Source organism: Lysinibacillus sp. NPDC093216 (assembly GCF_050280325.1).
Taxonomy (GTDB): domain Bacteria; phylum Bacillota; class Bacilli; order Bacillales_A; family Planococcaceae; genus Lysinibacillus.
Genome location: NZ_JBNNVB010000050.1, coordinates 1 through 12,489 on the forward strand (window position 1 = coordinate 1; position 12,489 = coordinate 12,489).

At 37.2% G+C, this 12,489-nt stretch carries 10 protein-coding genes; 1 reads left to right on the forward strand and 9 read right to left on the reverse strand.

Translation table 11 applies throughout. The features are described 5' to 3' along the window. Positions 1-485 precede the first annotated feature (485 nt). The 9 genes from sdaAA to ACQKOG_RS26595 all read right to left on the reverse strand — a co-directional run bounded on the left by sdaAA (position 486) and on the right by ACQKOG_RS26595 (position 11,379). A complete protein-coding gene (gene sdaAA / locus ACQKOG_RS26555; protein WP_370075259.1) occupies positions 486-1,397 on the reverse strand; it encodes an L-serine ammonia-lyase, iron-sulfur-dependent, subunit alpha in 912 nt (303 codons plus the stop codon). A 14-nt stretch (positions 1,398-1,411) separates the two neighbouring features. Beyond that, entirely contained in the window at positions 1,412-2,074 is a 663-nt protein-coding gene (gene sdaAB, locus ACQKOG_RS26560) for an L-serine ammonia-lyase, iron-sulfur-dependent subunit beta (protein WP_370075260.1), read from the reverse strand. Between the two features lie 351 nt (positions 2,075-2,425). Next, complete coding sequence (locus ACQKOG_RS26565) at positions 2,426-4,075, reverse strand: DAK2 domain-containing protein (RefSeq protein ID WP_370075261.1); 1,650 nt, start codon at positions 4,073-4,075, stop codon at positions 2,426-2,428. 18 nt (positions 4,076-4,093) lie between these two features. After that, positions 4,094-4,456: an Asp23/Gls24 family envelope stress response protein gene (locus ACQKOG_RS26570; protein WP_132357473.1), complete on the reverse strand. Its 363-nt coding sequence runs from the start codon at positions 4,454-4,456 to the stop codon at positions 4,094-4,096. 109 nt (positions 4,457-4,565) lie between these two features. After that, entirely contained in the window at positions 4,566-5,771 is a 1,206-nt protein-coding gene (locus ACQKOG_RS26575; protein ID WP_427448566.1) for a GGDEF domain-containing protein, read from the reverse strand. A 564-nt stretch (positions 5,772-6,335) separates the two neighbouring features. Beyond that, positions 6,336-7,940 carry a M20/M25/M40 family metallo-hydrolase gene (locus ACQKOG_RS26580; protein ID WP_427448567.1) on the reverse strand — a complete coding sequence of 535 codons (1,605 nt, stop codon included), beginning with the start codon at positions 7,938-7,940 and terminating at the stop codon, positions 6,336-6,338. Between the two features lie 272 nt (positions 7,941-8,212). Continuing rightward, positions 8,213-9,625: an amino acid permease gene (locus ACQKOG_RS26585; RefSeq protein WP_427448568.1), complete on the reverse strand. Its 1,413-nt coding sequence runs from the start codon at positions 9,623-9,625 to the stop codon at positions 8,213-8,215. Positions 9,626-9,728: 103 nt separating this feature from the next. Next, positions 9,729-10,490, reverse strand: coding sequence for a dimethylarginine dimethylaminohydrolase family protein (locus ACQKOG_RS26590; protein ID WP_427448569.1), 762 nt, complete (start codon positions 10,488-10,490; stop codon positions 9,729-9,731). A 16-nt stretch (positions 10,491-10,506) separates the two neighbouring features. Beyond that, a complete protein-coding gene (locus ACQKOG_RS26595; protein WP_427448570.1) occupies positions 10,507-11,379 on the reverse strand; it encodes a dimethylarginine dimethylaminohydrolase family protein in 873 nt (290 codons plus the stop codon). A gap of 219 nt (positions 11,380-11,598) precedes the next feature. Between ACQKOG_RS26595 and ACQKOG_RS26600 the strand changes: the two genes are divergently transcribed. Beyond that, the gene (locus ACQKOG_RS26600) at positions 11,599-12,339 is read left to right on the forward strand and encodes an IclR family transcriptional regulator (RefSeq protein ID WP_427448571.1); all 741 of its coding nucleotides are present in this window, start codon (positions 11,599-11,601) and stop codon (positions 12,337-12,339) included. Positions 12,340-12,489: the final 150 nt, after the last annotated feature.

The window sequence follows — 12,489 nt, forward strand, 5'->3', positions numbered from 1 at the left end:
GGCGTCCGATGAGCCGCTTCGCTTCGCTGCAGGGTCTCATCTGTGACGCTAATCCCCAAGGAGTCGCCCAGCCTCCACTCCAATCAACTTATATACACGGCGTTCGTTTTAACTTCTATCAGTGAATGTTTATTGTATCGAAAGCATAGTGACAGGTACAAATCTTTTATGTAATGTAAGTGAAACGGCAGTTACAAAAGTCTCCTACCTCTATAAGTGGTGAGATGAATGCGGGTAAGTTACTTTTTAGAAAGTGTCCAAATTTTAATGCAACATCAATTAAAAAATGACCCAATTTCAATTATGAAGAGGGTTATTAATTGTTGTAAATCGCAAACTAGAACAAATGAACATTGTTGGCAAAACTCTCTTTGTCAAAACTACCCTCCCGAACTATTTCACCATTATGCCTTACATTTTCACCTACACCATGTAGAACCTCAAAAAAACACGCCTTCCACTTAGGAAAAGCGTGTTGAATATTTTTATTTTTGAAGTGACTTGATACTTTCTAAATTGCCATTATCAAAAATGGCTCTGCTAATAGCTTTGCCTGTTGGTGTTGCAGCAAGTCCTCCACGTGCAGTTTCTTTTAAATTCGGACTCATAGATTGTCCAATTCGGTACATCGCACCAATCACTTCGTCACACGGGATGCGACTTGTGACCCCTGCAAGTGCCATATCCGCTGCCACAAGGGAATTTGCCGCTCCCATAGCATTTCGCTTAACACAAGGAACCTCTACTAATCCCGCTACCGGGTCACAAACAAGCCCTAGCATATTTTTCAATGTAATAGCAAATGCTTCTGAACATTGCTGAGGCGTACCACCAGCCATCTCTACAATCGCAGCCGCTGCCATACCAGCAGCTGAGCCAACCTCTGCTTGACAGCCTCCAGCGGCACCTGAAATCGAAGCATTATTAGCAACAACGAAGCCGAAAGCACCCGATGTGAATAAATAACGAATCATTTGCTCACGCGTCGGATTTAGCTTGTTCTTTACCGCGAACAATGTCCCTGGTACAACCCCAGCAGAACCCGCAGTTGGAGTAGCACAAATTGTACCCATAGCTGCATTAACTTCGTTTGTTGCAACAGCCTTACTCACCGCGTCTAGTAATAAATCCCCCGACAGTGATTTGCCTTGCGCAATATAATTTTGAAGCAATACTGCGTCACCGCCCGTTAAGCCTGTTACAGATTTTACACCCTTCAAGCCTCTTTCAACAGCTTCTTCCATCACCGTTAAATTATTGTCCATTTGCTGTATAATTTCATCTCTTGAGCGTCCAGTTATTAACATTTCTTGCTCAATCATAATTTCAGAAATTAGCTTTCCTTCTTGCTCCGCTCGTTCAACTAGTTCACGAACATTATGAAACAATACGTCCATATTGGGGCACCTCCTTAGTTATTAATTTTAGAAACCTTCGAAATATGTGGTATTAAAGAAATTTGTTGTAATATTTTATCCTCAATGTTTTGGTCGACTTCTATCACCATAAGGGCCGTTAAACCACGTTCTATACGTGAAACCTCCATATGTCCAATGTTGACTGTATGCATCGCTAAACAATTTGCCACATTGGCAATACAGCCAGCACGATCATCATGAACAACAAGGATTGCTGGCATACCACCTGTTAGACGTAGTTTGAAGCCATTAACCTCACTCACTTCAATTTTACCGCCACCGATAGAAATACCAACAACGGACATCTCTCCTTCATCATCGCCAATTACAAGGCGAGCTGTATTCGGATGCTCCATATTTGCTGTTTCTGGGATAAACTCATAATCTAACCCTGCCTTTTCTGCATCGGCAAAAGCTGTTTTGATCCGCTCATCGAATGTATCGTAATTTAATAGGCCCCCTACCAAAGCTACATCTGTTCCATGTCCTTTATACGTTTCAGCAAACGAACCATATAAGTGGATTTTCGCCCATTTTGGTTGTCTTCCAAATAAATCTCTGGCAACGCGTCCAATTCGTGCGGCACCTGCTGTATGAGAAGAAGAAGGCCCAATCATCACTGGTCCAATAATATCAAATACTGAAGTAAACTTCATAATAACATCCCTCTATTCTATCCTTATAATAATATCGATTTTTTATTTATATCATGCTTGATAGTTACTATAAAAGTAAAGCACTTCTTTATCAACTTTCAGAAAATTTACACGACTATAATTTACACAACGGAAATATAGATTAACTTTTGTCTACTCCGTATACACAATAATTTCAAAATGCTGATATTCCAGTATTTCCAAGTTCAGTGTCTACTGGATGCATACATCAAATCATTTATTTTTAGCTAATTTAGCTCGTTTATTATCCCCTATTCTCCTTGTACCATAAACAAAAGCAGTACACGGCTTGTGCACTGCTTTGTCTACTTATGCGCAAAGTAGAGTGAATTATTCTACTGAAATAATATATGGATATAATCCTTGTTTACCATTAAATAACTCTACTTCAACCTCTGGATAATTCTCTTCAATGAATTTCACTAATTCTGAGGCATTTTCTTCGGTTGTATCCTCACCATAGATGACTGTTACAATTTCTGCATCTTCATCCACCAAATCAGTAATCACCTTCTCAGCAGCATCTTTTAATGCTGGAGTAGATAATACAATTTTCCCTTCTGCAAGAGCCATGAAATCATCCTTATGAATTTCCACACCATCAATAGATGTATCTCGAACTGCATAAGTTACTTGGCCAGTTTTAACATTTGCGAAGGCTTCTGTCATTGTTGCTTGGTTCATTTCAACTGCCGCTTCTGGATTAAACGATAAAATTGCTGCCATACCTTGAGGGATTGTTTTCGTTGGAACTACAGCCGCTTCTATATCTAAAAGCTCTACTGCTTGTTCTGCTGCCATCACGATATTTTTGTTATTTGGTAAAATCAATACTTTTTCAGCACCAATTTCTTGTACTGCCTTCACAATATCTTCAGTTGAAGGGTTCATTGTTTGACCGCCTTCAATAACATAAGAGGCACCAATTGAACGAAGTAATTCAGCAACTCCCTCGCCCATTGCAATCGTTACAATTGCATATGGGTGCTTTTCTGCTTTTTTAGCTGAAGAAGGAGCTTTATGATCCTCACCAACAATGGCAGAATGCTGTTCACGCATATTATCGACTTTAATTTTAATAAGACTACCATATTTTTGACCCATTGCTAAAACAGCGCCTGGTTGTTCAGAATGAATATGCACTTTTGCAATTTCTTCATCTGAAATAACGAGTAAAGAATCACCTAGAGGATTTAATTCATTGCGGAATTGTTCTTCGCTAAATGGCTCTTTTCCTTCTTCAAAACGTACCATGATTTCTGTACAATAACCAAATTCAATATCCACAGTATTCATGAAATCTTGTGCTCTATGATGTTCTGCATTAATTAAATCATCTAAAGTTGCTTCATTTTTCACCGGTAATGGCTCGCCCTTTAAAGATGCTAAAAATCCTTCATACACAAATAGAAGACCCTGACCGCCACTATCTACAACACCGACTTCTTTTAGAACAGGAAGAAGTTCAGGCGTACGTTGCAACGAAGCCTGTGCTTCAGCAGTAAATGCTTCCATCACTGCAATGATATCGGTTTCAGTTTCTGCCACTTCTACACCTTTTTTCGCCGCTTCACGTGCAACCGTTAAAATCGTTCCTTCAACTGGCTTCATTACTGCTTTATAAGCAGTTTCTACGCCTGCTTGGAAGGCACCGGCAAAGCCCATGGCATCAATTGTCGCTTCTTTTTCGATCGATTTACCAAAGCCACGGAATAACTGCGATAAAATAACGCCTGAATTTCCGCGTGCTCCCATAAGTAAACCTTTTGATAAAGCTTGAGCTGTTTTGCCGATATGTTCTGACGCATACTGCTCCGTTTCCTTTGCCCCAGATGTCATCGATAAGTTCATATTCGTTCCTGTATCACCATCTGGTACTGGAAATACATTTAATGAATCAACATAATTTGCATTTTGGAATAGGTGATGAGCACCCATTTGCACCATTTCTGCAAACTTTATTCCGTCTAAAGACTGCATTAGAATTAGTTCCTCCTCTTAATCATTCGCTACACGAACGCCCTGCACAAAGATATTGACAGATTTCACGCTCATACCTAATGTTTTATCCACTGTATATTTCACTTTCGATTGTACTTGATAAGCAACTTCCGAAATTTTTGTCCCGTAACTAACAATAATGTACATATCAATATGTAAATCGTCGTTCTGTTTTCGAATAACAACACCTTTTGCAAAATTTTCTTTACGTAAAATATCAGTTAGACCATCACGAATTTGATGTTTAGATGCCATGCCAACAATACCGTAGCATTCTACAGCAGCGCCACCAGCTATTTGTGCAAGTACATCTGTTGAAATATCAATTTGGCCGAATTCATTGTTTAATTCAATTGACATAGAAATGCCCCCTTGGCTCTTTTTGACTAAATGATATTGTAACACTTTCGTTATGCATTAAGCAACCTTAGAAGGCATGAAAGCGCATTGTATCAACGTTTTACTGACATTAAAAAGGTAAACATACATCTTCATCGAAATTTCCACTTTTGCAGTAAAAGTTATTACGACCGTTTTGTTTTGCTGTGTATAGTGCTTGATCAGCTAATTCACAGCATATTTTCAGTTGCTCGCTATTTGAAATTTTGGCATGACACATCCCGATGCTGACTGTTACAATATCAGCTACTTCCGAACGTTCATGACGAATATTTAAGTTGCGTACTTCCTCTAGAATTTCCTCACAAACATGCTCTGAAAACTTTGCGGCATGCTGACTAACGATTACAAACTCTTCGCCTCCCCACCGCGCTGCAAATGCATTATACTTTTCTGCAATTTCATCTAATAGAGCAGCCACCTTTATCAATGCTTCGTCACCCTGTAAATGACCGTAATAATCATTTAAATTTTTAAAGAAATCAATATCAATCATCATGACCGATAAAGATGTTGGTTTACTAAGTTGTTGCCCTATTTGTGTCAATTTATTATTAAAGGCTCGTCGATTAGGCAAATTTGTCAACGTGTCCCGAAGCACTTGTTCTGATAGTTCATTATTTTTCTCAGCTAATAATTTTGACAAATTCTTAGATTTTTTCATTTCTTCTTGTAATAAAATATGTTGCTTCGTAATTTTACTTTGAACTTTATAAGTATGACGCTGAATCATTAGCCCTATGGGAATAATAAGAGACATCGGTAAAAATATTTTAATGCTTTCACCTGATATTCCAACACTCAAATAAGCACTTATTAAAATTGGCGACACTGTTATTAACATAATCCAAAAAATTTTCAGGAAAGGGATAGCAAAAACAGTGCAAATCAATAAAAACAGCACCTCATAAAGAGCAGTATGTTTAAAGAAATAAACGTCCATTACGGTTATGACAGAAATTAATAACAATATTGTATAGATGTAAGCAAGTAAGATCGTTTCGTATTTTCGTAAATTAAGGGATGTAACCTTAAGTTTCTTTTCTTTCACAAATAATAACACCGCTAGATCTAGATAAAACAATATAGTGTGGATGGCTATATAAGCTGGCACCATCGCTCTTTCTGTTTTCACAAAGAAGACCTCGCCATAATGAATAATTGTAATAATGGCTGATATATACATCAATATCCATGCTACTGTTCGCATGCGTTTTAAGTTAAATTGAATCATTTCTTTTTGTATAGAGAGAGCTAGCTCTTCTTGATTTCCCATAACTTCTTCCGCCCCTAATAAACAATCTTGCAATAATTTGTCCTTTATTTATCGTCTAAATAATGAAAAATACAAGTAGTCTTTGCAAAATCGTTGAAAATTGAACAAGATTAGCTCGACCTTTAAAAAAGCTCAAAAAACCTACCATATTGCTAGGCAGGTTTCATGTAGTCAAAAACAAAACTTTATAGCAGGCATTTCACTTCGCTGCATAAAATATTCTCAAAAAAAATAAAAAAGCTGATGCTTTATTTCAAAAATCAACTTCCATGTTTTTTGTAAAACTATTGTTTCAATGAAATGAAAATGTTATGTAAAAAAATGATTCTTCGGCAAAGCAAGGGGTTGATTTTCGTTCCGACTGGGCGTTTTCCAGGTATGAACAACAATGTAATCTTTGAACCAGAATCAATTAAGTTAATTGGTGAATCGGGTGTTACTTTACAAGTAAGTTGTTATGAAAATTACTTTCAACGCCTTACTTCTAAAAGCAAAAAATCAAGAACCTCACAAGGTCCTTGATTTAATAATCAACAATATTATTTAACAGAGCCATACCTTAAATTAAAATAAGCTTTTTATTAGCGTATCAATCATCACTGGCATTTCCTTAAACGCGCTATCCACATGTAATCTTTCTGTCTTTTGATGGGCGTCCTTGCCAAAAGGTCCAACGTTTAAAACAGGACCCTGTAGTGCGGACATAGCTTCAAATGGAATACTATACGTGTCCCCCCATACCGGTGTGTTGCGCTCGAATGCTGTCCATTCATTTGAGTTATCGGAATAATTGACATAGCTCAAATCACAAATACCATTAAAATAATGAATTTGCTCTACTTCAATATCAAATGTTTTGGCTGTCTTCTTCATTAACTCTATCGACTGAATGACTAGGGGATGATTGGATGAATTAATCGCAGGATAGTAAGGTGGCGCATATAACAACACTGTCACTGGTGCTAGTTCCTGGCAACGAATCATTAACTGATCTACGATGCGAATAGATTTCTCTCGATCATCCCAGGCACTATTTTCAAGAACCTGATTTTTTATTAAACTTACTTCCTCAGTCCCTAATTTCTTAACCGCATACTCTAAAAGTGCCTCATAACGAAGTACCTTTACTTCACCTACGCCATGAACTTTTTCCCGCTCACAAATTCGCTTATATTGTTCATTACAAGCTGACATCGCTTCCAATGCAACTTGTTCAAAAATACCCATTACTTCTGATGCTGTGCGCTTTAATAAAAACACATTATAAAGGGCTGCTGCACGATAAGGTGTTTGTGTAGAATACTCCCTTTTCAAATCTTTTAATTGTAAGGATACAGGTAATGGCGTACTTTCACCTAGATCTGTTTCACGGAAAATTGGATTCCACTCCATATGCTGCGTCATGTATGAGGCAATAAAATTTGCTGTCATTCCTTTTAATGGCTCCCCCACATGAGTCTCTTTTCCATAAAATAAGGCAGCAGGCATAATTTTACCGATAGTTCCTGAATAAATATATTCATTAATATCAGCTGGGCCTTGTGAAAAAGAAGGCTCACTATTTAAAAATAGTTTATAAGAGAGGCCATGCTGTTCACGAAGTCTGACAAGCTCTACAACCGCTGCACGCATCCCAGCAGAATTCACTTCTTCGTCTGGCACAGCTGTTAAAATTAGATTGATTGGCCATTCTTCGATACTTGCCTTTTCAATCAACTGCATATGCAAAGCAAGCCCCATTTTCATATCCATCGTCCCACGACCAAATAAATAGTTACCCGATTCTAAATCAATTCTTGCGGCTTCTGGTAAATCTTTTTTGTATTTAGGTTCCATTAGCTTTTTTGTAAGCTCTTCAGGATAGAAGGCTAATGGCTCAAGCTCACCATATTCTTCGGTATGGACAGTATCAAAATGACTTATTAAAACAACCGTTTCTACTGCAAATGGATGCTTATACAAGGCAGTCACAGCATTGCGTTCAAGACCCGCATCATGCAATTCAATAAGTTCCGGGTTTTTCTGAAAATAAGTAAGCGTTTGCAATTTATTTTTTAATTTATAGGCAAATTCATGTTCACCTTTTGTTAATGTCCTACTTTCCCAACTGACAATTTCACATAATAATGCGCGTAGCTTTTCAGATGTATCCCAAAGATAAACATTCATAAAAATTCTCCTTTATTTTCTCAAAATCAATTGCATTTCATTTCAATGTATATGAAATGATTCCACATTTTTTACTTCAATTTCAATTCATCATTAAAAATTGGGATACATTCAAACGTATGCCATGTATATAATTTTTGATTGGAGTGGAGACTGGGCGACTCCTTGGGAATTAGCGTCACAGATGAGACCCTGGAGCGAGTAGCGCGAGTGAAGCGGCTCATCGGACGCCCCCAGGAAAGCGCCCAGTCGGAACGGAAATCACCCCCACGTTATGGTGATGAACTGATCTCAGAAGAAACTGTATTTGTTTTACTCAATTTTAATTTATAGAAAATCATGCAAGCGATAAAGAATCCAATTCCATAAAGTAAACCAACTCTTTGTGTTGGATCGAAAGCTAAAAAGATAAGAATTAGTGTACAAAAAACAATGCAGAACATTGGAATCAATGGATAAAATGGTGTTTTAAATTTCAATTCAGATACATCTCCTCCTGCTTTGACATAACGATATCGGAACATCAATTGAGATGCACAAATTCCCATCCATGAAATTGTTACAGAAATTCCTGCAATAGACATAAGTAAAACAAATACTGCATCTGCTTCCATCACACTCGTTAATAAAGAAAGCAGAGAGAAGAGCATCGTGAAAACGAGTGCATTTAATGGCACTTTGTTTTTCGTTAGTCGTCCAAATAATTTGGGAGCCATCCCCTCTTTTGACATCGACCATAATAAACGAGTAGAAGCATATAAACATGAGTTACCTACGGATAATATCGCTGTTAGAATAACAAAGTTCATAATGCCAGCAGCATATGGAACGCCAGCTAAATTCATCAATGTGACAAAAGGACTTTCCAGTAGTCCAAGCTCCGATGAAGGGAATATTGCAGATAAAACAATAATAGAAGCAATATAGAAAACTATAATTCTAAAAAGAATTGTTTTTATTGCCCGTGGAATATTTTTCTCTGGATTTTCGGTTTCTCCTGCTGCAATCCCTACAAGTTCTGAACCTTGATAAGAAAAGATAACATTCATCATCGTGACAAATATAATCGAAATACCTGCCGGGAGTAAACCAGATGGTGCTAAATTCGTAAAATGTGGTGTTGGACGATCAGCTAAAGGTATCAATCCAAAGATTGCAGCAACTCCTATAATGATAAATGCAATCACCGCAATGACTTTAATGCTTGCAAACCAAAATTCTGCTTCTGCAAAACCTCTAGTAGTTAATGCATTCAAAGTAAATAACAGTACCATAAATACGGCACACCATACCCAAACAGGGACATTTGGATACCAATGTTTCATCAAAATTCCTGCCGCAGTAAATTCTACTCCCGCTGTGGCAGCTGAACCGACAAAATACATCCACCCTAAAGAAAATCCTGCTGAAGGACTGATAAAACGTGATGCATAGGTTTGGAAAGAACCAGTTACAGGCATGTAAACAGCTAATTCTCCAAGACAATTCATGACCATGTACAATATTAAGCCACCAAATAAATAACCAATTAATGCTCCTCCTGGACCTGCCTGATTAATTGTGTAGCCAACATTTAAAAATAGTCCTGTTCCAATAACTCCACCGAGCGATAGCATTAATAAATGACGACTTTTCATTGAACGGTTTAATTGATTATCTTGCCGTTGTTCCCCTTTACTCAACATCCATCCCCACTCTCTAGTTGTTATCTATATATCGAAAATTCTGATATTAGCTCTACTAAAGTACCCAATCAATTTATAGGAGATAAATTGATTGGGTATTGAATTAAAAACGTAATGACAAGCAGCTTAGCCCGCCATCATGTTTTCTAAATTCAGACATTTCAAGCTCAATTGTTTGGTAGCCTAAATCATTTAATTTACGATTGGTTTCTGGATAGCCTGCTGGAATAATGACATAATCATTTATTTGAATACAGTTTGCTGAATACTCATCCTCTTTTGGAATAATAATTTTTTCATAGGATTCGAATGCAGGATGGTCGATAAACTCTCCCGCTAGCACCATACGATTCTCACCAACATATGCGATGCCCGTTTTTAAATGGAAAAATTCCTTCAATTGAATAATCGTTGCCTCATAGCCTTCTTTTTCAACGATTTCTTTAAATTGTCGAGCCCCTTCTTCATTAGTACGGTCAGAGATGCCAACATAAAATTTCTTTCCTGCCTGCAATACATCTCCGCCATCAAGTGTTCCTGGGCCATCGATATAATATAAATTTTCATAGAACTTTTTAACAGCAGGTTCGATTCCCTCAATCTCACGATTACGAGCTTCTGCACCTGGATTTGAAATAATGGCAAATTCAGGTGTTAAAACAGCTGTATCCTCTACGAATGTTGAATCTGGGAAGGCTTCATTTGCTGGAAGCTGTGTAACCTCAACGCCACATTTCTTCAAAGCTTCAACATATTTTTCATGCTGCTTAAATAATTCTTCTAAAATCGGTTTTCCTAAGTCACTAGTCGTTAAACCATTTACATAGCTATTTCCTGGATTTTTTACAATAACATTTTTAAACATTGTACTTCATCTCCTTTTATCCTCTTACTACTGGGCAAGTTAGACATGTCGGTCCACCTGTTCCTTTTAGCGAAATTTCATTTCCTTTATATTCGTAAACTGTTACACCTGCATTAAGTAATTGTTGCTTTGTAATTGGATTTCCATTGGGGACAATACATACTCTAGGTGCAAGTGTTAAAACGTTACAACCTAGCGCATCATACTCTTCATTCGGAACTTCAATTAATTGAATACCTCGTTCGATTAGAAGCTGACGAAAAAAAACTGGCATTAATCGTGAATGCACAACCGCTAAATCCTTGTCCACCATACTAATGAAGGACATTAAGTGTAAACATTCCGCTTCACCTAAATCATGCGGTAACTGTACAACAATGAATTCGTCGACAATATCCTCTGTCATGTCCTTTAGCTGACGAATAGCTTCATCATTCGTTCGATAACCTCTACCTACAACAAGAGTACAATCATCAAGCCAAACAATATCGCCACCATCTGATACAGCCTCTCCAGTTAATTCTCCGATAACTGGAATGCCCTTTTCGTGTAAAAATGCTTTATAAACAGCTGCTTCTGGCTGTCTTAATGTTTTGCCAGATTTCAAGATAATGGCACCCTTTGGTGTGAACTTTACAGGATCATGCGCATACAACGAATCCAACCCTACTTCATCTGATTCTGGTAAAAAATCAATTTTTTCAACATACTTTTCTAAAATACTCATAAATTCAGCGTATTCTTTAAGAGCCTCATTATAGATAGGCTCTGATAAGTAGTTAAATGTTTTCCATTCATCGCTAAGATACTCTTGGTTTCGGAAAGCATCTTTTGGATGTTTTACTATTACGTGTTTCAAAGGTGCATACATTGACGAACAATAATGCATTCCCTTCACCCCTTTCCGTGTAGTGGAAAACGTTTCCGTTGAGAGGAAAGTTTATATGAAAAATATATGTGTTTTAATGTATACTGTCAATATATTTAGAATAATTTATATATTCTTTCTTTTTGAATAAAAAGCATAATGAAATAGATATCCACAATTACGTAGCTAGACGTAGAGACGGAATAAAAATAAAATGAATGAAAGAGAGGTGGGACATCAATGCAATTATTAGAACGAGCTATGACAATCGCTAAAATTTTGGCTTCTGAAGCAAATGAAAACAGCTTGTCCATTTCAGAGCTTTCGGCAAAATGCAATTTACCACTTAGCACATTACATAGAATTTTAAAAGCGATGATTAAGGAAGGAATGATTGAACAAGACGATCAAACTAAACAATATCGTCTCGGTACAATATGGATGGAACTTGGCTTACAAGTGTATGATACGATGGACTACATTAGTAAAATTAGGCCAGAATTAGAGCGTTTAGCAAGAGAAGTCGAGGAAAGTGTCTATTTAAGTAAGCCTGCTGGTTTAGATACAATTATTATTGAAAGAATAGACAGTGCAGCTAATCCAATTCGTATTTACGATCAGTTAGGTATTCGTATACCGATGCATATTGGGGCTGCAAATAAGGCAATATTAGCCACAATTCCATTTTCTCAAGCAAGGGCAATTATTGAACAGCTTATTCCTCATGAAGAAATCGTTGAATTAGAGGCACAGCTTGAGCAAATAAGACTACAAGGATTTGCCATTAGTCATGGTGAAAGAACAGCAGGAACATCCTCCATTGCAGTTTCTATTTTAAATGGTTTCAATGAAGTAGTTGGTGCAGTAAGTATAGGATTTGTTAGCTTTAACGTTTCTGCAAAACATATTAATACCCTTACAGAGCGTTTAGTGGAAACTGGTAAACGTGTTTCCATGAAGCTTGGCTACCGCGGAAAATAAAACGTGATGGAAGTGGGTTTTCTTTATCCCCTACTGATTATAGCCTTCTCCAATCAGCCCAGTGGTGATATGTCAACCATAAAAAACATCGGAATTGGAAATTCTTAAGCTACCAAGCATCTAAAAAACTGTTTTTAAGCGTACTCAAAT